Annotated in this window: 20 protein-coding genes; 8 read left to right on the top strand and 12 right to left on the bottom strand. The window is 55.1% G+C overall.

Annotated elements, in window-relative coordinates; all coding sequences use genetic code 11:
• Positions 1–95: 95 nt before the first annotated feature.
• Positions 96–1517: a sigma-54 dependent transcriptional regulator gene (locus ACY8FN_RS11305; protein WP_463101159.1), complete on the bottom strand. Its 1422-nt coding sequence runs from the start codon at positions 1515–1517 to the stop codon at positions 96–98.
• A gap of 252 nt (positions 1518–1769) precedes the next feature.
• Positions 1770–2654, bottom strand: a complete 885-nt coding sequence (locus tag ACY8FN_RS11300; protein ID WP_463100057.1) for a DUF2726 domain-containing protein — start codon at positions 2652–2654, stop codon at positions 1770–1772.
• 196 nt (positions 2655–2850) lie between these two features.
• Here ACY8FN_RS11300 and ACY8FN_RS11295 point away from each other — a divergent pair, with 196 nt between their 5' ends.
• The 3 genes from ACY8FN_RS11295 (at position 2851) to ppx (ending at position 6987) form a co-directional block, all read left to right on the top strand.
• On the top strand, positions 2851–3363 hold the full coding sequence (locus ACY8FN_RS11295) for a glycine cleavage system transcriptional repressor (RefSeq protein ID WP_042022066.1): 513 nt from the start codon (positions 2851–2853) through the stop codon (positions 3361–3363).
• 74 nt (positions 3364–3437) lie between these two features.
• Positions 3438–5507, top strand: a complete 2070-nt coding sequence (gene ppk1, locus ACY8FN_RS11290) for a polyphosphate kinase 1 (RefSeq protein ID WP_068977199.1) — start codon at positions 3438–3440, stop codon at positions 5505–5507.
• A complete protein-coding gene (gene ppx / locus ACY8FN_RS11285) occupies positions 5497–6987 on the top strand; it encodes an exopolyphosphatase (RefSeq protein WP_463100056.1) in 1491 nt (496 codons plus the stop codon). The genes ppk1 and ppx overlap by 11 nt, the downstream gene beginning before the upstream one ends.
• Positions 6988–7400: 413 nt before the next feature.
• Here the strand turns inward: ppx and ACY8FN_RS11280 are convergent, their stop codons facing one another.
• The 7 genes from ACY8FN_RS11280 to ACY8FN_RS11250 form a co-directional block, all read right to left on the bottom strand.
• Positions 7401–7577, bottom strand: a complete 177-nt coding sequence (locus ACY8FN_RS11280) for a hypothetical protein (protein WP_098969069.1) — start codon at positions 7575–7577, stop codon at positions 7401–7403.
• A 473-nt stretch (positions 7578–8050) separates the two neighbouring features.
• Positions 8051–9418 (bottom strand): flagellar hook protein FlgE, encoded by a 1368-nt coding sequence (flgE, locus tag ACY8FN_RS11275; RefSeq protein WP_463100055.1) that lies wholly within the window; start codon positions 9416–9418, stop codon positions 8051–8053.
• A gap of 10 nt (positions 9419–9428) precedes the next feature.
• Positions 9429–10160, bottom strand: a complete 732-nt coding sequence (locus ACY8FN_RS11270; RefSeq protein ID WP_042022050.1) for a flagellar hook assembly protein FlgD — start codon at positions 10158–10160, stop codon at positions 9429–9431.
• Between the two features lie 15 nt (positions 10161–10175).
• A complete protein-coding gene (gene flgC / locus ACY8FN_RS11265) occupies positions 10176–10595 on the bottom strand; it encodes a flagellar basal body rod protein FlgC (RefSeq protein ID WP_101325244.1) in 420 nt (139 codons plus the stop codon).
• Positions 10595–10993, bottom strand: a complete 399-nt coding sequence (gene flgB / locus ACY8FN_RS11260; protein WP_463100054.1) for a flagellar basal body rod protein FlgB — start codon at positions 10991–10993, stop codon at positions 10595–10597. The genes flgC and flgB overlap by 1 nt, the downstream gene beginning before the upstream one ends.
• A 257-nt stretch (positions 10994–11250) precedes the next feature.
• Complete coding sequence (locus ACY8FN_RS11255) at positions 11251–12075, bottom strand: CheR family methyltransferase (RefSeq protein ID WP_042022045.1); 825 nt, start codon at positions 12073–12075, stop codon at positions 11251–11253.
• A 17-nt stretch (positions 12076–12092) separates the two neighbouring features.
• Positions 12093–13004 carry a chemotaxis protein CheV gene (locus tag ACY8FN_RS11250; RefSeq protein WP_042022043.1) on the bottom strand — a complete coding sequence of 304 codons (912 nt, stop codon included), beginning with the start codon at positions 13002–13004 and terminating at the stop codon, positions 12093–12095.
• Between the two features lie 145 nt (positions 13005–13149).
• Between ACY8FN_RS11250 and flgA the strand changes: the two genes are divergently transcribed.
• The 3 genes from flgA to ACY8FN_RS11235 all read left to right on the top strand — a co-directional run bounded on the left by flgA (position 13150) and on the right by ACY8FN_RS11235 (position 14656).
• Positions 13150–13833, top strand: a complete 684-nt coding sequence (flgA, locus tag ACY8FN_RS11245; RefSeq protein ID WP_082186813.1) for a flagellar basal body P-ring formation chaperone FlgA — start codon at positions 13150–13152, stop codon at positions 13831–13833.
• Between the two features lie 89 nt (positions 13834–13922).
• Entirely contained in the window at positions 13923–14243 is a 321-nt protein-coding gene (flgM, locus tag ACY8FN_RS11240; RefSeq protein WP_068977204.1) for a flagellar biosynthesis anti-sigma factor FlgM, read from the top strand.
• Positions 14240–14656: a flagella synthesis protein FlgN gene (locus tag ACY8FN_RS11235; protein ID WP_162850445.1), complete on the top strand. Its 417-nt coding sequence runs from the start codon at positions 14240–14242 to the stop codon at positions 14654–14656. Before flgM ends, ACY8FN_RS11235 begins: the two co-directional genes overlap by 4 nt.
• A gap of 38 nt (positions 14657–14694) precedes the next feature.
• Here ACY8FN_RS11235 and yfcE read toward each other — a convergent pair whose 3' ends face one another.
• Both yfcE and ACY8FN_RS11225 read right to left on the bottom strand, forming a co-directional pair.
• Positions 14695–15237: a phosphodiesterase gene (gene yfcE, locus ACY8FN_RS11230; protein WP_101346743.1), complete on the bottom strand. Its 543-nt coding sequence runs from the start codon at positions 15235–15237 to the stop codon at positions 14695–14697.
• Positions 15238–15247: 10 nt separating this feature from the next.
• The gene (locus tag ACY8FN_RS11225) at positions 15248–16885 is read right to left on the bottom strand and encodes a peptide ABC transporter substrate-binding protein (protein WP_463100053.1); all 1638 of its coding nucleotides are present in this window, start codon (positions 16883–16885) and stop codon (positions 15248–15250) included.
• A 156-nt stretch (positions 16886–17041) separates the two neighbouring features.
• Here ACY8FN_RS11225 and ACY8FN_RS11220 point away from each other — a divergent pair, with 156 nt between their 5' ends.
• Positions 17042–17941, top strand: a complete 900-nt coding sequence (locus ACY8FN_RS11220) for a DMT family transporter (protein ID WP_463100052.1) — start codon at positions 17042–17044, stop codon at positions 17939–17941.
• A 21-nt stretch (positions 17942–17962) separates the two neighbouring features.
• On the opposite strand, the gene rsuA is transcribed toward ACY8FN_RS11220, so the two are convergent.
• Positions 17963–18655: a 16S rRNA pseudouridine(516) synthase RsuA gene (rsuA, locus tag ACY8FN_RS11215; protein ID WP_042022029.1), complete on the bottom strand. Its 693-nt coding sequence runs from the start codon at positions 18653–18655 to the stop codon at positions 17963–17965.
• A gap of 167 nt (positions 18656–18822) precedes the next feature.
• Here rsuA and ACY8FN_RS11210 point away from each other — a divergent pair, with 167 nt between their 5' ends.
• Positions 18823–20022 (top strand): HD-GYP domain-containing protein, encoded by a 1200-nt coding sequence (locus ACY8FN_RS11210; protein WP_139693548.1) that lies wholly within the window; start codon positions 18823–18825, stop codon positions 20020–20022.
• Positions 20023–20104 lie beyond the last annotated feature (82 nt).

Raw genomic sequence — 20104 nt, 5'->3', positions numbered from 1 at the left:
CAAACTGGCTATTGGGTCAGGTTATTCAATTTCCATGCCACTAAAATATTCAAATTAAAACAAAGACTTACACGCTAGCGTCAAGGCTTTGACCCTTATGCGTCTTTGCTCATACCGTATTTTTTCATCTTCTCCACCAGGGTGGTACGGCGCATGCCAAGCAGGTCCGCCGCGCGGGCAACTACCCCGTCCTGCGACTCCAGCGCCTGGCGGATCAGCTCCACTTCGAGGTCGGCCAGCATCTCTTTGAGGTTGACCCCCTCCTCCGGCAACTGCATGGTGCGGGGCGAGGTCATTGCGTGATCCAGTTCGATCGGCTGTTGGAATACCGCCGCCAGCGCATCCCGTTCATCCATCTCGGTCAACCGCTCATCCCGTGGCTCGCAAGGCAGCAGCCGATAACGGCTCGGCAAGTCTGCCACATCGACAATCTGGTGCGGATAGAGGATCAGCAGCCGCTCCAGCAGGTTGGAGAGCTCGCGCACGTTGCCAGGCCAGGGGTACTGCATCAGCGACTCCATCGCCCGCTGGGTCAGCCGGATAAAACCGTGATGCTGCTCGGCATGGCGGTTGAGCAGCTCTTGCAACAACAGCGGAATATCGTTGATGCGATCCCGCAGTGGCGGCGTCTCAATGGGAAATACGTTGAGGCGATAGTAGAGATCTTCACGAAATCCCTGGGTGCGGATCATCGCCTCCAGATCCCGGTGGGTCGCCGCAATAATGCGCACATCGGCCTGAATGGGCTTGCTGCCCCCCACCCGATCGAACAGCCGCTCCTGCAGCACCCGCAGCAGTTTGACCTGCATCGGCATCGGCATGTCGCCTATTTCGTCCAGAAACAGGGTGCCGCCCTGAGCTAACTCGAAGCGGCCACGACGGGCAGCCACAGCACCGGTAAACGATCCCTTCTCATGACCAAACAGTTCGCTCTCCAGCAGCTCGGCGGGGATGGCACCGCAGTTGATGGGCACGAAAGGACCGGCACTGCGGGGAGAGAGTTCATGAATGGCACGGGCCACCACCTCTTTGCCGGTGCCGGATTCGCCGAGGATCAGCACGTTGGCATCGGTCTCGGCCACCTGGCTGATGAGGCGGCGCACCTCCTGGATCCCCTTCCCTTTGCCCACCAGCAGACGTAGCAGGGCCTGCCCCTTGTCATGGGTCTGCTGGCGAGGATGTAAGGAGACAAAAGCCTGGCAAAAATGCAGATGGCGGGTAAGGGACTCATAGGTAAAAGGAGAGAGCGCTACCCCGATGAAATTGTTGTTGGGCAGCTCCGCCGCGACCAGCGAGAGGAAGGGGGTTCGCGGGAAGGCTGTCAGCAGTTCCGGCAACTCCCGACCAGCCAGATCGCCCACCAGCACCCCTTGCAGCGGACCTGAGGATTCGATGGCCACATCCAGATCGCTTTGCGCCACCTCTTGCCACGGGATCCCCATAAACGAGAGCACAGTTCCCAATTGCTGACGTCGTTGCCCATCGGCATCAACAATCAACACGCCCATCTCCACCATATCCATCCCTCTCGATAGCCTGAACTAATTTATTGTTTTTTCTCATCAAACAGTTTTTGACTGTTTTGTTGCTGGTGCACAAAGTGCCAAAATTCCGACGCATTGTCAAAAACTGTCGCGTCAGGCTAAGTGTATCGACAGAAACGGGAGACTAGTTGAATTTTGTCGACGATTCTTCTGCGGCCAAGGCAGCCAGAGGCAGCAAGCAAACTGCCCTCGTCAGAGGGCAGCATACAGCACAGTGAGACAAACTCAGTGGGGATGACGGTGGTGGGGCGCCGCATAGCGGCAATCGGGAAAACGACTACACGCCAAAAATAGCTGACCTGCATGTGGCCCTTTCTTTGCTTCCCGCTCCAGCAGGGGCGCATCACAACGGGGGCAGTGGTGAACTTCTTGCTCTTCATCATCCTCCGTATCGATGAATAAGCCCTCAGCCAGATCCCCTTCCATCGCAGGTAATTCAGCCGTCAACTTATTGTACCTGAATGACTCGCTCGCTGATTGAACGGCGGTCGTAGCATTCGACTCGGGCTCTGAACGACCATGGGGACGGGAGCCGACATCAACTCCATCGAGCAACAATGAATTGAAGGTTGGCTCGCGGCGCTGCCCCGCTATCGGCGCATCCACCACAGGCTCGCTACGTTTGATCAGTAACGGCAAAATCAGCTCACGCAGCTCTTGCTCAAGACCGTGGCCACGGTCTGCGATCTGCAGCAGGGGCAGGCCCGCGCTATCGCAGGCGGTTTGCAGCACCGAGTCGCGAACCTTGCGTTTCTGATGACGGTGGGTGTTGTCACCGAGCTCGATGGCACAAATAAAAGAGAGGTCGGCGGGATGACACAGCAGATAGTCGAAATGCTTGCCGCTGATCTTGCCGAGGTGTTGTTGCCATTTACTTTTGCCAAGCCCCGCCTCGGGGGTCAGCACTGCCGCTACCTGCACCTTGGCAAATACCCGAACCTTGTCGCCAACCGCCATTTCTAGCACGCCGAGGAAAGCGTGCTCTTCAGGGCTGAGCAAGGTCTCCCGAAGATCGTAGGGAAGACGTTTTTTCGGCCGGAATCGCAGCCAGAAAATCGCCATCACCAGCAGTGCAAACAACAGCAATCCCGATACGACAAAGGTATTCATCAGAGCACGTTCCAGTTCACAACACGAAAGGGGCACCACTTTACCACAGCCGCAACAGGGCAAGGCAGCAGTCAAGCACCTGGAGAATGTCAAAGCACCGGATTTTTATCTATTGGTCAGTCTGCGGGGCTTCATATGACCAGCCACTGCAGGCACAATGGCAACAGGCATAACATCCCATATCAAGGAGAGCAGGATGCAAAAGCAATTGGTGGTCACCGTGATCGGTGCAGACAAACCCGGTATCGTCGAAAGTCTGGCTGCCGTCATCAGCCGCGAACAGGGCAACTGGCTGGGCAGTGCCATGAGCGAGCTGGCGGGCCAATTTGCCGGTATCCTCCATGTCTCGGTCCCCGATGATCACTATCGCAGCCTGTGCGAAGCGCTGGCCCTGTTACCTGGGCTCACCATCAGCTTTGCCGAAGGGACGCCCACCGCGGAACCGGCTCATCAGGTGATGATGACGGTGACCGGCAACGACCGCCCCGGTATCGTCCACGAAGTGGCCAGCATCCTGCGCCAGCTCGAGATCAATGTGGCCGACCTGACCACTGGCTGCGAACCGGCCCCTCACTCCGGCGCCCCACTCTTCTATGCCCACGCGCTGGTTGCCCTGCCTGACGGACTGGCAATGGAGACCCTGATCACCGCGCTGGAGTCCCTCTCCGACGATCTGGTGGTTGATATCGATGAGGCGTTGCACGAGTAACTCGCTTGTCATCAATCTGACATATTCTCACGCCATAACTGCCGCGCAGACGCGACCTGATACAGAGGCATAACATGAGCACCGACAAGCAGTATGAAGAGAAAGAGCTGAGCTGGCTCTCATTCAATGAACGGGTGTTGCAAGAGGCAATGGACAAAACAGTGCCCCTCATCGAGCGGGTCCGTTTTTTGGGGATCTTCTCCTCCAACCAGGATGAGTTTTTCAAGGTGCGGGTCTCCGACGTCAAGCGCCGCATCCTCATCAGTGAAGTTCACGGTGGCGGGGACGATGCCAAGGTGCTGCTGCGCGCCATCCAGCAGAAGGTAATGGCCCTTGGCGAAGCGTTCGACAACACCTACAAGGAGCTGTTGATCGCGCTGGCCCGTCACAACATTTTTCTGGTCAATGAGAGCCAGATCTCCGAATCGATCCAGCAGTGGCTGCGGGTCTTTTTCCGGGAGAAGGTGCTGCGCCACATCATCCCGATCCTGCTCAACAAGGAGGTCAATCCGGTCAAGTTTCTCAAGGATGAACACACTTATCTGGCCGTCGAAATGAAAAAAGATGGTCAGGTGATCCAGTACGCGCTGGTGGAAGTGCCGACCGACGATCTGCCCCGCTTCTTCCAGTTGCCGCCGGAAGGGACCCGCCGCAAGAAACAGATCATCATTCTGGATAACGTCATCCGCTTCTGTCTCGACGAGATCTTCAAGGGCTTCTTCGACTACGACGAGATTGCCGCCTATGCGGTGAAGCTGACCCGGGATGCCGAATATGATCTCTCAGACCAGCTGGACTTGAGCCTGGTAGACAAGATGAGTGACGGCTTGAAGCAGCGCCTCACCGCCATGCCGGTGCGCTTCGTCTACGAGCGGGAGATGCCCGCCGCCATGATCAGCTTCCTCAAGCTCAAGCTGCAGATCAGCTCCTACGACGCCATCATGCCGGGTGGGCGCTACCACAACTTCAAGGATTTCATCGGCTTCCCCAACGTGGGCCGAGATTATCTGGAAAACCCCAAGCTGCCAGCGCTCGATTGCCGCGATTTTGACGGCTTCGTCAACGCCTTCGATGCGATTACCAAGCAGGATATTCTGCTCTACTACCCGTACCACAAGTTCCACCACTTCACCGAGCTGGTACGCCAGGCAGCGTTCGATCCGGCGGTGAGCGCCATTCGCATCAATATCTACCGGGTAGCCAAGAAGTCGCGGATCATCCACTCCCTCATCGATGCCGCCAACAACGGCAAGAAGGTGACCGTGGTGGTCGAACTGCGCGCCCGTTTCGACGAAGCGGCCAACATCGACTGGGCCAACATTCTCACCGATGCCGGGGTCAAGGTGGTGTTTGGGGTGCCGAGCCTCAAGATCCACTCCAAGCTCTGCCTCATCACTCGCCATGAACATGGCGAGGCGGTGCGCTACGCCCATATCGGCACCGGCAACTTCAACGAGAAGACCGCCAAGATCTACACCGACTTCTCGTTGCTGACCCGCCACCCTGATATCACCGCCGAGGTGGAGGGGGTATTTGAATACATCGAATACCCCTATAAGCGTTACAAATTCAACCACCTGCTAGTCTCCCCCATCAACAGCCGCCGTCAGCTCTACCGCCTCATCGACAACGAGCTCTCCAACGCCAAGGCGGGCCAACCGAGCGGCATCATCCTCAAGATCAACAATCTGGTGGATAAGGATCTCATCAACCGCCTCTATGCCGCCGGTCAGGCGGGGGTGCCGATCCAGATGATCATCCGTGGCATGTGCGCCCTGCGTCCGGGCGTACCGGGCCTCAGTGACAACATCAAGGTGATCAGCATCATCGACCGCTTCCTCGAGCACCCGCGGGTGATGGTGTTCCACAACAAGGGCAACCCCCAGCTCTATATCTCCAGCGCCGACTGGATGAGCCGCAACATCGACGGCCGGATCGAGGTGGGTACCCCCATTTATGATGAGCGCCTCAAGCAGCGCATCATGGACATTCTCGAACTACAACTGAGTGATACCTGCAAGGCGCGGGTGATCGATGCCGACCAGCAGAACGAGTATGTGAAGCGGGGCAACCGCCGCAAGATCCGCTCTCAGGTGGCGATTTACGACTATCTCAAACGTATCGAGTCAAACAATGGACAATAGTCTCTATGCCGCCGTGGATCTCGGCTCCAACAGTTTTCACATGGTGATCGCCCACCTGAGCGAAGGGCGTTTTCGCATCGTCGATCGCATCAAGGAGCGAGTCCGTCTGGCCGAGGGGATGGATGAACAGAAGCGGATGAGCCCCGAGGCGATGGCCCGTGGCCTCGCCTGCCTGTCGCTGTTTGCCGAGCGCCTCACCAATATCAAGCCGGATCAGATCCGTATTGCCGGTACCTATACCCTGCGCCGCGCCAGCAACGCCCGCGAATTCGTGAGCGAGGCAGCCATGGTGCTCAACCACCCCATCGAAATCATCAGCGGTCAGGAGGAGGCGCGCCTCATCTATCAGGGGGTCGCCCATACCCAGCACATCGAAGGTCAGGTGCTGGTGGTGGATATCGGTGGTGGCAGCACCGAGCTCATCATCGGTGAGGGGTTTGACCACAAAGCCCTCACCAGCCGCAAGATGGGTTGCGTCAGCTTTACCCAGAGCTTCTTTGCCAGCGGCAAACTGAGCGACAAACACTTCAGCAATGCGGTGCTGGAGGCGCAGCACCAGCTCGCCCCCATCATCAACCAGTATCGCAAGCTAGGCTGGCAGAGCTGCCTTGGCAGCTCCGGCTCGATCCGCACCGTGCGCGACGTGCTGCAAGGGGAAGGGCTGACTGATGGCAGCATTACCCTGGAGGGGCTGGAGCGACTCAAGGCAATGATGATCGAGCGCAAACGGGTCGACAACCTCAAGCTGGCGGGGCTCACCGAAGAGCGACAAGAGGTGTTTGCCGCTGCCGTGGCTATCCTGCTCGGGCTGTTTACCTCGCTGCCCATCGAGCGCCTGGACTACTCTGACGGCGCCCTGCGCGAAGGGCTCCTTTACGAGTTCGAGGAGCGCTTGCAGCACCACGATATTCGCGAGCGCACCGCACAAGCCCTCGGCACTCACTACCGGATGGACCGCAAGCAGGCAGCCCGGGTGGAACAGAGCGTATTGACCCTGTTCGATGCCTTGCAAGAGCCGTGGCAGATGGCGATAGAGCCCTATCGCGCCATCCTCGGCTGGGCGGCGCGGCTACACGAGATTGGCCTTGCCATCAACTACAGCGGCATTCATCGCCACTCCGCCTATATCCTGCAACACACCGACCTGCCCGGCTTCAACCAGGACGATCAGGCGTTGCTCGCCGCGCTGGCACGCTTTCAGCGCAAGGGGCTCAAGCTCTCCGAACTGCCTGCCTTGCCCAACCACGACCTGCAGACAGTGCTGCGCTGCATCCGTATTCTGCGCCTCGCGGTCGCCGCCCATCACAAGCGGCAGGATCACTTGCTGCCTGAGTGGAAAGTCGCAGTGCAAGGCGATGAGCTGGTAGTGACCCTGCCGATCGACTGGTGCGAGGATAACCGTCTCTTGATGCAGAATCTGGAGAAGGAGCATCGCTATTGCCAGGAGCAGGGCTGGCCACTGTTGTTCCAGCTCGGCTAAACCGCGTTTTTTGGCAAAACAGCCCAAAAGCAGCTGAGGCCTGTCTCTTATAAAAAACGCCCCAAGCATCGCTTGGGGAGTTTGTTGAGCTTTGTTCCCCTTCCGGGATCTGAACCTTTCATCACCCCATCAAGGTGCTAATACCAATGGTATTAAGGATGCTCTTCACCGAGCAGGGTGATAATGAACGCGGAGGGAATGGGGTCGGATTGTAGTGGTCTAGATAGTGACTCAAACTGGGCAGCATGCGTGGCATGAAGGAAGTCGAGAGCCTGTTCGATACCCATAAAAAATCCGAAACCAGTCAACTGGTTTCGGATTTTCACGCCTAAGAAGGATCGGTCAATAGATCCTTAACTGATCGGCATTACGCCATGTGTGCCGGTTTTTTGTGAGTGAAGAGCTAGTGGGCCTTATTGCGCCTGCTCTATGTGTTGCTGGTAGCGCTGCTGCCACTTACTGGTTTCAGCTTCATCTCCCTGATCCTTCCAGAAGGCACAGATGGAGTTGGCAAGTTCGGAGGCCATGGCGTGGTCCCCGTCACGGCGACTCATTAAATAATCAGCCAGCCAGCTTTGATATTGCTTCATTACCCGATCTCCTTATCTCATGAGCTCTTGATGGTGTCGTTGCTAACAGTATCTTGTTAGCTCGCTATCCGAGGTGACATCATCAGGCATGATGGTGCAAAGTCACGACCCGTGCAGACAGCCCGATGGGCAATCTGGCGGCGAACGTGGAGTGAGATGTCAAAAAACGAGCGCTATGGTAGCACAAACTGACCAACTTGGGGGGATTGTCGCCACACTTGGCTGCTGTTCGGCCCCATCTCCTTGTTCTCAAAACAGAAAAACCGCCGTGATGACAGGATTATTTGCTGATCAAGGCGCTGAAATTGACTAGCGCTGGCCAGGCACTTGGCCATCCCATCCAGTGGCCCCTCCCCGCTGCGTGCAGCCAAGGCCATAGCTGTACAGTGTGAAAAAAACCAATAAAAATGCCAGTCAGGCTTAACTGACTGGCATCAGGGCCTCGGCCCCTCTCATGATACTAAATTGCGCTATTAGCGAATTTGCAAGATGGTCTGCTGCAGCGAACTATTGACCTCCAGGGAACGGGAGTTTGCCTGGAAGTTACGCTGGGCGGTGATCAAATCAACCAGTTCGGAGGTCAAATCCACGTTGGACTGCTCCAGCGAGGATGACTTGATGGTGCCAAAAGTTCCTGAGTTGGGCGTCCCTGGCAAGGCATCGCCAGAGAGCAGGGATTGTCGCCAGGAGGTATCGCCAACCTGAGTCAATCCTTGCGAGTTGGCAAACTTTGCCATGGCAACCATCGCCACCTTGATGGTGGTGGCGTTACTGTAAGTCGCGGACACAATGCCATCCGGGGTGATCTCCACCTTGGTCAAACGGCCGACAGTGGAACCATCCTGAGTCAACTTGTTGACTTCAAACGGTGAGGCATACTGGGTCACAGTTCCGAAGCTGATATCCACCTGCTGGGTGGGATCTGCACCGTTAGTGATAATGCCAGCGCCTGCCGGGGGCGCGGCTCCCAATTGCTCTGTCTTGATGGTCGCCGGTGTGGTCGGGGTAATCATCTTGCCATCTGCCCCGAAGGTGATTCGGGCACCAGAAGGTGCAGGGGTCAAACCTGCGGCCATGGTTGGCGTTACACCACCGACAATATCAATGGGCTTATCGCCTTGGTAGAGATACATACGCCAAGCGGTCGGATTGGCAGGCTTGGTCAAATCTGCCGGATCAGCCTCTTTGACAAAATATTGCGTGATGGTGTGGGGCTCCCCCAGTGAGTCATAAATCACCACAGAGGTAGAAGAGGAGTACGTTTTTGAATCCTTTATATTAAATGTAGAGGCATCCCCGGCACCTGTACCGGCAGGCAAAGGCGACGCTGTCGACGGCAAGTTGAAACTGGCGTCAATCTTGGAGGTCTTAATTGGTTCTCCAGCACGGTCAGGGATCTGGATCGGCTTGGTCGCATTGATACTGACCGCCTTAGGCGTACCATCGGCGTTAATTTCATACCCCTGCAGATAATGCCCCTGATTGTTGACCATATAGCTGTTTTCATTGAGCTTGAAGGCACCGGCACGGGTGTAAGTACGGTCCAGGTTGGTCAGACCGTCGGAGGTCACAAAGAAGCCATTACCCTGAATCGCCAGATCCAGTGCGTTATTGGTAAATTGCAGCGCCCCTTGATGAAACTGTTGAGCCACCGCCCCCGTTGCCACACCATTACCGACCTGGGTCTTGGCATTAACAAAGATGGAGTTGGCATACACATCCGCAAACTCCGCACGAGACTCTTTAAAGCCCATGGTGTTGACGTTGGCAATGTTGTTAGCGGTAACGTTCAAATCTTTTTGTGCCGCGTTGACACCGCTCAAGGCATTGTTAAATGACATATCCAGCTCCTTAGATCGATGCTGTCGACGTGGTTTTTGACTGAGTAGTTGGTTTGTTTTGATTAGATCCTGAAATTTGCAGGATACTGTTAAGCGTTGTGGTGCCGAGACCTCTCAGGTTGAGCTGGGTCGGATTGGTTCCATTACCGAGAACCACACTATCGACCTTGCCATACGTCAGGGCCGAGATGCTCTCAGACTTTCCATCCATGGTGCCGTTGGCTTTAATCACATATTTTCCAGACTTGGCTGGATTGCCAGACTTGTCTTTCCCATCCCAAGAGAATTCAACGTTGCCCCGCAAATCACCTTCCAGAGGGAACTCCTGAATAACCTGACCTTTTTCATCTTCCACTGTTATCTTGACGTTCGAGTACTTGTTCTCGACACCGACTGCCACAACACCGTTGACGGAGCCATCCTTTTCCAGATAACCGATATTGCTAGGTAGCAACACATTCTGTCCTACCAAAGCAGAGGCTTGCAGCGCCTGGCTAGAGGTCATCAGGGTATTGAGGTTACCCATCTGGGTCGACAAACTGTTGATCCCCTCCGAAGTTGACATTGACGTCATCTGGGAGAGCATCTGAGCGTTATCAACCGGCTTAAAGGGGTCCTGATACGACAGTTGCATAGTGAGAAGTTTCAAAAAGGAAGCCTGGTCCAGCTCTTTTTTGGGGGCTGTCGTCGTCTGAGGTGTGGTACGGCTGATACCGTTCACACTGTTGGTTGTATCGACCATATTGCATCCCTCCTATCAGGACTTGCCAAGCTGGAGCGTCTGCTGCAACATTTTCTTGGCCGAGTCAGCAACCTGAACGTTAGTCTGGTAACTGCGGGACGCGTTGATCATGTCAGCCATCTCTTCCACCATGTTGACGTTCGGTTTGAAGATGAAGCCATCTTTGTCCGCCATCGGGTGGTTCGGGTTAAATTCCTTAAGCAGAGGGGCCTTACTCTCAACAATGCCCTTCACCTCAACCCCGACTGCCCCCTGTTTATCAGACATTGCCTGGTCAAGCTGAGCGGCAAATATTGGCCGCCGGGCATGGTAAGTATTTTCCACACTGGAGCTGACACTGTCTGCGTTGGCCATATTGCTGGCAACCGTGTTGAGCCGCACAGACTGTGCACTCATAGCCGAGCCTGCTATGTCAAAGACCTTGAACAAACTCATCACTGTTCTCCTTTCAGGGCCTTGAGCAGGCCGCTGATCTTGCCATTCATAAATTCCAGGGAGGTTTGATACTCAAGACTGTTACGCAAGAAATCGCTACGTTCCTGCTGCACGTCAACGGTATTGCCATCGCCGGTGTCCGGTTGTAACGGATTGCGATATTGCACAGTACCTGAGGCGTCCATATTCAAGGCAAAGTGCTTCTCGCTGGTGGTTGCCAGTCCAAAACCCTGCTGATGTTGGGCATCCTGCAGCGCCTGAGCAAAATTGATATCCCTGGCTTTGAACCCCGGGGTATCAGCATTGGCAATATTGCTTGCAAGCACCTCAGCACGCTTGGCGCGAACGCTGATCGTGTGTTGATGCACACCAAATACCTTGTCAAATGAAAGAGCCATAGCACACCTCCTGCTTGGTATTTGTATTGCAAGAGGTATGCCAGAAGAGAGTACACGGCAGCGTGGTTCGAAATAGCGGCACCTGACATAGCAAAAAGATCACAGGATCCTGCCCATAACGGGGAGAGCCGATCCTATTTTTCCACCTGTATCGACGTGATTTTGAAGTCAAACATAAAGAAAGAGGGAAGCAGAATGCTTCCCTCGGGTATCACAGTAAGAGTCGATACAACCCTCAGATTGCGCGGTTACCGAGCCTATTTGACCTTATAAACGATCCCAGGATTACAACGGATCATCTCGAATCTGTCGGTCAGGCCGGCCAATGATTCTGACGCGCCCAGCATCAGATAACCACCAGGGTTAAGGCTGCTGGCAAACTGGTTGAGGATCTTCGACTTCACATCCGGAGCAAAGTAGATAAGCACATTACGACAAAAAATAATGTCAAATTTTCCGAGCAAGCTGTAACTTTCCAGCAGATTTATTGGCCGGAAAGTGGTCAATTTTCTGACTCGCTCAACTACGCGCATCTTGCTATCACCATAGGGCTCAAAAAACATTTTTTTGCGCTCTGGTGACAACCCCCGAGCCAAGGCCAGGCTGTCATAGACACCCTCCTTGCACTGGTTCAACATAGTTGTCGAAATATCCGTTCCCACAATCTGCACGCCACCAGGCAAGGTGCCGGGTTTTTTCATCTGTTGCTCAATGGCTGTCATGGCAATTGAGTAGGGCTCCTGCCCGGATGATGACGCAGCAGACCAGATCTTGATGGGACGACCACTTTTTCCCAACTCTGGGAAAATTTTATCGGTCAGTAACTGAAACGGATAGGTATCACGAAACCAAAGGGTCTCGTTGGTGGTCATGGCATCAACCACCGCCATTTTCAGGTCACGCTCTCGTACACTCATTGCACGAGTGACCAGATCAGACAAACTCTCGATGCCAAACTGCGCCATCAACGGTGAAAGACGGCTCTTCACCAGATACTGTTTGTTATCACCCAGCACAATCCCGCTCTGTACCGCCAGAAAGTTGCTGAACTGTTTGTATAAGTCGTCCGAAAGTGTCTTCATGCAGCGATTCTTCTTTATTAGAGTGCGTTTTGTACGGCTTTGGCCAACTCATCCGGTTGAAACTTGGCGATGAAGTTGTTCGCACCGACTTTCTGCACCATTGCCTGGTTAAATACCCCACTGAGGGATGTATGCAGAATAACATGCAAATCCTTAAGATTTGGATTATTCCGGATCTCGGCAGTAAAGGTATAGCCATCCATTTCCGGCATTTCGATATCTGAAATCACCAGCGCAATCTGATCCTTGATAGGACCATTCTTGGCCATTTCCAGCAGCATGTTTAACGCTTCTCGGCCATCTTTTGCCAGCACACACTCAACCCCAATCGCTGCAAGTGCACGTTGCACCTGTTTACGCGCGACAGACGAGTCATCTGCAACCAGCACAGGGCGCCCCAACGTCGGATGATCGGAACTGGCTTCCACCAACTCTTGGCTTACTTCAGTAGATACCGGAGAAATTTCGTTGAGGATCCGCTCAACGTCCAGGATCTCTACCAGCTCACCATCGACCTCAGTGACTGCGGTCATGTAGTTGATACGGCCAGCCCCCTTAGGAGGCGGCAAGATGGATTCCCAGTTCATATTGATGATGCGCTCGACCGAGTGCACCAGAAAACCCTGAACAGATCGGTTGTACTCGGAGATAATGATGAAGCACTTGCTCAAATCTTCAATCGGACGCTTACCCACCGCCATGCTGAGGTCGATGACAGAAATAGTCTGGCCACGAATATGGGCAACCCCGCGAATGCAGGAGTTCAACTTGGGCATCACGGTCAAATGCGGACATTGCAACACCTCACGTACTTTAAATACGTTAATGCCAAATCTTTGACGTCCATTGAGACGAAATAACAATAACTCCAGCCGGTTTTGCCCCACTAGCTGGGTACGTTGGTTGACCGAGTCCAGGATACTGGCCATAAACACTCCCTAAAAGACGCTTGGCATTAATCATGCATGTGTAATGGATTGCATCAGACTATCGATGTGACCACAAACAGATTCTGAAGCAATCATAGTTAAATATGGTGATATGCGTGAACAACTTATCGACCAACGAGCGAAAATGATTAACCGTCTTTTACTCATCAGCCTCTTTTTAGGTAGCATCTCTTCCAGCTATGCCTCGGACGTCACCACCTATCTGCAAGAAAAAGCGCAAGAGTTCGTTTATGGCCAGCTAGAAGTGCCCTTGGATGCCAGGGCTGATGTCACCTCGGCAACGCTGGATGAACGGCTCCCACTGACCCGCTGCGAAGACCGATTAACCATCAGCTTACCCGCTAAAATGGAAATTCGTCGAAATACAACTGTTTACCTTAAGTGTGAAGAAGACAAACCTTGGGATGTCTATTTGCCTGTACGGGTTAGCATTCAAAAACCCTATGTCACCGTCGCCAACCCTATTGCCAAAGGGGATCTGCTGACCGAGCCGCAACTTATACTTGCCTATCAGGATCAAACCCTGATCCGTGGCGACTATCTGACCGACCCCACCCCACTCATAGGGGTACGTAGCAAACGCGAAATCAAACCGGGGCAGCCCATCCGTTTGAGCCAGGTGTGTGTGGTATGCAAAGGGGATCAAGTCACCCTGACAGCAGAAAACAACAACTTCCAGATCAAAACCATGGCCCGAGCCTTGCAAGATGGCAGCTTCGGAGAGATCATCAAACTCGTCAATATTCGATCCGGCAAAACTGTTGAGGGTAAAGTAAGTGGTGTAGGTGCTGTATCGATCACTTTCTAATGCCAGATGTTCGATAATTTTTCTAAAGTTCTGACCTGCTGCACCGATAAACAGGTAAGCAAACCTTAAAGCAGACGAAGGTAACTAAAATGGCCATCAACAATATCAACAACTTGGCGAACAATCGGTTGCAAAATACCGGTAACAGCCAGGGGACAGGCAGCAAGTCAGTCACCTCATCGCCCGAAAACAAAGCGGCTACTGTCAAGCTGGACTCAGTCTCCTTGACCAGTGAGGCGCAACAATTGCAAAAGATGCAACAGACCCTCAATACCGCGTCTACCGGTAATGAAAGCAAGGTCGAACAGCTGAAAAAAGCCGTCGCAAGTGGCGAATATCAGGTCAATAGCGATGCAGTAGCCAAGAAGATGTTCAGTTTCGAAGCTAATCTGGACAAAGTTCTTAGATGATGGACTTACCTTCGTTACTGCACACCCAAGATGATTATCTCACCCAGATGCAAGGCATTCTGGAAGAGGAGTTCCGCTTGCTCGAGCAGCATCAGGCACTGGCCCTGCCTGCACTGACCGAGCGCAAACAGCAGTTGCTTGCTGCGATAGAAACCCTGGACAAGACGCTGGCAGAGATGCCGGAACTGGCACTACAGCTGGCAGCCTATCCCGATGAGATGGCACGGCTGAGTGCAAAACTGGATGCCTGCCAGGCACAAAATGATATCAACGGTCGGCTGCTTGAATTGAGCATCGTCTCCAACCGTCGTCTGGCAACCTTTCTGAGTCAGCTGCGCGATCGCAACAGCCTGACCTATGACGCCAAAGGCAACACGCGCTCTGGCACCCGCTCCTACGGTATCAAGGCCTGACATCTCTTATCAGGCCTTGCATTTTTTCTGTCCGTTTTTTATAGCGCCAGTCGCAGCAACTCTCGTCCATCCTCACAAGCATTCACTCGCAGCACCCCGGCCTCATAGCTACCGTAACTGGCAGGCAATTCACCGCGCGGAAAACAGATTGAGCCCGGATTCATCAATACTCGCTCCCCCTGCCATTCCAATACCGGCACATGGGTATGGCCGCTCAGGAACAGACTGCCTGGCGGCAGTTGTACCTCGTCAGGATGATAAAGATGGCCATGGCTGACAAACCAGCGCCGTTCATCGACCAGCAGCTGGTTGTAGGGGGCGGTGATGGGGAAACGCAATAACATCTGATCCACTTCAGAATCACAGTTGCCACGCACAGCGATGATCTGCGAGGCCAACTCGTTGAGCCGATCGGCCACGGCTGGCGGGTTATACCCGTCAGGCAGAGGGTTGCGCGGCCCATGATTGAGCAGATCACCGAGCAGCAGGTAGTGATCGGGCTGCCATGGCTCAAGCAGGGTCAGCACCCGCTCCAGCGCAATGATGCTGCCGTGGATATCGGAAATAATAGCAAGTTTCATGAAATGCTCCTCACTGCTGGCTGAAATAGAGATCCTTGGTGGCAATCGTCCCTCTCAAACTCTCGCTGGGCAGCCCACGCAGGGTGGGATCGACCAGCCTCATCTGATTGTAATGATACACGGGAAGGATCGGCGCCTCCTCAAGCAGCAACTGCTCGGCATGTCGATAGAGTTCGACTCGACTCGCGCTGTCCAGCGTGTTGCCAGCCTGCTCCAGCAACAGATCAAAATCGGCATTGCAGTAGCCACTCTCGTTGCGCAGATCCTGACAACGGAAACTCCCCAGCATGGCTGACGGCTCCACGTAATCGCCGAACAGGAAGCTTCTGGCTATCTGGAAATCACCACTATCCTTGGCCATCTGATAGCCCCCCCACTCCAGATGGTTGAGGGTGACCTGCACCCCCAGCTTCTGCCACATGGCCGCGATAGCCAGCGCCATCTGCTTGTGGGTCTCGGCGGTGTTGTAGGTAATGCTCAGCTTGAGTGGATTCGCGCTGTTATACCCGGCCGCTGACAGCAGTGCTGCCGCTTTGGCCTGCCGAGTCGGCATATCCTCCAGCGCAACAGGCAATACCACCTGGGGATAACCCGGCATCTCCGGCAACAGCGACCATGCCGCCGGCTCATCCTGCCCGCTCACCGCTCCAATAAGCTGCTGCCGATCAACCGCCATGGAGAGCGCCTGACGCACCCGCACATCCTGCAGTTCGGGACGTTTCAGATTGAAGGCGTAGAGATAGGTACCAAACAGCGGCAAGCCCCACAGCCGCTCCGGGGATTCGCGCTTCATCTTCTGGTAATAGCCGAGAGACACCTTGTTGGTGAGCTGTATTTCTCCGGCCTCATAGCGCAGCCGTTCTGCATGCTGCGAGGCGATAGGCAGATAGGTGACCCGGGCAATCCGGGTATGGAGATCGTCCCAGTATTGGATATTACGCTCTGCTTCAAGCCGCTCATGGGGTACCCAGTCTACTAACCGGTAAGCACCATTGCTCACCAGTTTGCCTGGCGCCGTCCACTGCTTGCCAAACTTGGCTATCGCCTTCTGGCTAACCGGCACGAAGGGGCGCTGGCTGATAAGCTGCAGGAAATAGGGGGAGGGTCGTTCCAGAGTAATTTTCAGGATCTGATCGCTTTGCGCTTCAATCCCCAGGTTGTCGAGTTCCAGTGCCCCCGCATAAATGGATTGGCCGTTGTTGATGCCAGTCGCCAGCAACAGCTCAGCGGAAGGGGAACCCATTGCCGGATCAAGCAAACGGCGCCAGGCATAGACAAAATCAGCGGCAACCAAGGGGTCGCCATTGGACCACTTCAGTTGGGGACGCAGGAAGAATCGCCACTCCAGTCCATCTTGACTCACCTCCCAGCGCTGCGCCTGCGCCGGAACGATATGCCCTTGCCCATCGTCGCTGACCAGCCCTTCAAACAGATCGACCAGTACCGCCTCCCCCGGGAAACCGGATCGCACCAGCGCAGGATCCAGCGACTCTGGCTCACCACCATTACCTTTGACCAGGGTTTGTCGATCGGCAAGCAGAGGCTGTTGCTCGACTGTGGTTGCATGGGCCAAGGGCCCTGCCAGCACGGCAAGCAATAGCGGGGAGAGCCAGCGTTGCGCCAGCTTGGGGAAGAAACCATAGCTCATGATAAAACCTCGAATAAAACCACTGCCGGAGGGGAAGGCCGAGGGCGCGCCTGATGAATGCCTGATGCCGCTCTTGTTATCCCCGAAAACGCCCCGTATTGTATCGAGCTTGCCCGAGAGATGGAGTCTTTCGGGCTATTTTTTTCAGGAGTATTTATGAGGTATGAGTGGCTGGCACTGGGTTCGGCCAGTTTATGGGCAGTTGCGGCACTAATTTCGGTCAAACCGGCCCGTCATCTGGGGGCATTTGCCTACAGCCGCTGGCGTATGTTTCTGGTCAGCCTGATGCTCGGCAGCGTGAGTCTGCTCACTGGTGGCTGGCAAACACTCACTGCCAGTGCACTGCCCTTGCTTGCCATCTCGGGGCTGATCGGCATTTTTGTTGGCGATACAGCGCTATTTGCCTGCATGAACCGGCTGGGGCCAAGACGCAGTGCCCTGCTCTTCTCCTGTCATGCGCTGTTTTCTGCCCTGCTCGGGCTCTGGCTGTTTAACGAAACACTCACTGATTGGCGACTGCTGGGGGCCATGCTGGTGTTTGCCGGCGTAATGCTGGCGATCCTGTTTGGCAGACGCAGTAGCAGTAACGAGTGGGAGCAGATCCGGGGCAATCTGGCGCTGGGGATTGGCCTTGGCCTGACCGCCGCGCTTTGTCAGAGCCTGGGGGCCATTATCGCCAAACCGGTGATGATGAGTGGTGAGGTGGATGCGGTGAGCGCATCGGGTATCCGGATGGGCAGTGCCCTGCTGGCCCACTGCGTCCTGCGACTGGGGCGCTTGCCGCTGGCCATGCCGCTCAAACCGGTCAATCGCCAGATCCTTGCCATGATCGCCACCAACGGTTTTCTGGCGATGGGGCTGGGCATGACCCTGATCCTGATGGCCTTGCGTAAGGGCGAAGTGGGCATGGTGGCCATACTCTCCTCCTCCACTCCCGTGCTACTGCTGCCGCTGTTGTGGTGGCACTCGGGGGAGCGGCCATCCGTTGCCGCTTGGGCTGGTGCCCTGATTGCCACACTCGGCACCGCACTGGTACTGGGTTTCAGCGGTCACTGAAACCGGATAAGGCAGGCGCAATCAGAACAGCGCGATCTCCTCAGCTGTGAGTTCGCGATAGTCACCCGGCGCCAGCGCATCATCCAGCACCAGGCTACCAATTTGCTCACGATGCAGGCCCACCACCTTGTTGCCGATCGAGGCAAACATTCGCTTGACCTGATGGTACTTGCCTTCATGGATGGTCAGGCGGGCCTCGCACTCGTCGAGGATTTCAAGCTGGGCAGGACGCGTTTTGTCATCCTCATTGCGCAGGAATACACCTTCGGCAAACAGCTCGATGGCATCCGGGCTTACCGGGTCGGCAAGCCAGACGTGATACGTCTTGGCACACTCGTGGCGCGGCGATGTGATGCGGTGGGACCATTTACCATCATCGGTCACCAGCACCAGACCTGTGGTATCGAGGTCAAGGCGACCCACCACATGCAGTTTGCCCATCGCAGGCTCATCCATCAGGAAAAACACTGTCGGGTGATCAGGGTCTTCGTTTGAGCAGACGTAACCGACCGGTTTGTGCAGCATGAAATAGCGGTTGCGCTGCTCTAGCATCAAGGTGACACCGTCAAATTCGATCTGGCTCTGCTCATTGATATGAAAAGCGGGTTGCTTGACCACAATGCCATCCACCATGACCTCACCCTGACGGATCAGTTTGCCGGCCAGCGAGCGGGTCAAATCAGAACAATCGCAAAGAAATTTATCAAGCCGCATTCACAACCTCAGGTCCAACAAGTAAAGGGGCGTCATTATATCGGGCGGGGGCCACAACGCCACTGTTAAGGGGCTACCAATCATGACGAGCTGGTCTTCCAATGTTACACTTATCACTAATACCTCATCCGCACGATGCTCATAATAATAAACGCCAGGAAAAATCCATGAAGTCCCAAGCATCCTATCCCGTGATCCCCGTCAACCAGCTGAAACCCGGCATGTATGTCATTGCTATCGCCAGCCAGACCGGTGGAATGGAGATCGCCCAGATGGGAATGGTGACGAATGTGGCGCAAATTGCCAATCTGGTGCGACAGGGGGTGCTGACGGTGCGTATCGATCTGGCCCGCAGCAAACTGGGCAGTGCCGAGAGCGAAGCGATAACCTCTCCCGACCTCAATGCCAATAGCGCGCAAGTGGGACGCAGGGCCAGTGCCAACGGCGAAGGACGGGAGCTGAAGATCCGCCGTCTTTATCAGGAGGCACGCGAGCTACAGAGCAAATTCATTAGCCACCTCAAGGCGGGTGAACCCATCGACATCACCCCGCTGGCCGCAGTGGCCGAGGAGATGGTGGACACCATGTTCACCCATGGCGATGCCATGCTCTGTCTGGCCCGTATCCGTGCCAAGGATGCCTACCTGATGGAGCACTCCATGAACGTGGCCATTCTGCTGGCCAACTTCGGGCGCTATCTGGGGCTGGAGCGCAGCGTGCTCAAAGAGTTGACCCTGGGAGGCCTGCTGCACGACGTGGGCAAGATCATGACCCCGGACGAGGTGCTCAACAAACCGGGCAAACTGACCGACGAGGAGTTCGTCATCATGCGCCAGCATGTGGTGCACAGTTACGAGATCCTCAGCAATACCCAGGGCATCACCCCCACCATGCTGGAGGTAGCCGCCAACCATCACGAGCGGCTCGATGGCACCGGCTACCCGCAGCGGCTCAAGGGTGATCAACTCTCCCTCTATACCCGCATGAGCGGCATCGTCGATGTCTATGATGCCATCACCGCGGATCGGGTCTACAAAGCGGGGATGCAACCCACCCAGGCATTTCGTATCTTGCTCAAGGGGGCAAACCAGCATTTTGATGCCGAACTGGTCACCAAATTCATCAAGTGCATGGGGGTCTATCCGGTAGGAACGCTGGTGCAACTTTCCAACCAGCGGTTGGCCATCGTAATGCAGCGCAACGAACAGCAGCCACTCAAGCCGCTGGTCAAGGTGATCTACCACGCAACCCAGCGCCACTACCTCGATGTGCAATGGCTGGACTTGGCAAAATCTGGCGTGCAGGAGAACATCGAAAACACCGTCGACCCCAAAGAATTTGGCATCAGCCTCGCCAACTTCGTCTAGGGGCAGCCGTCCATTTCACCACCCTATCTGCCTCGTCAACGGAACTATGTACAGCGACATGACAGCACCTGTACTCACTGCC

This window comes from Aeromonas sp. 160P (assembly GCF_055193095.1).
Note: the sequence above shows the minus strand (reverse complement) of the source record. Positions and strands in the feature narration are given on the sequence as shown.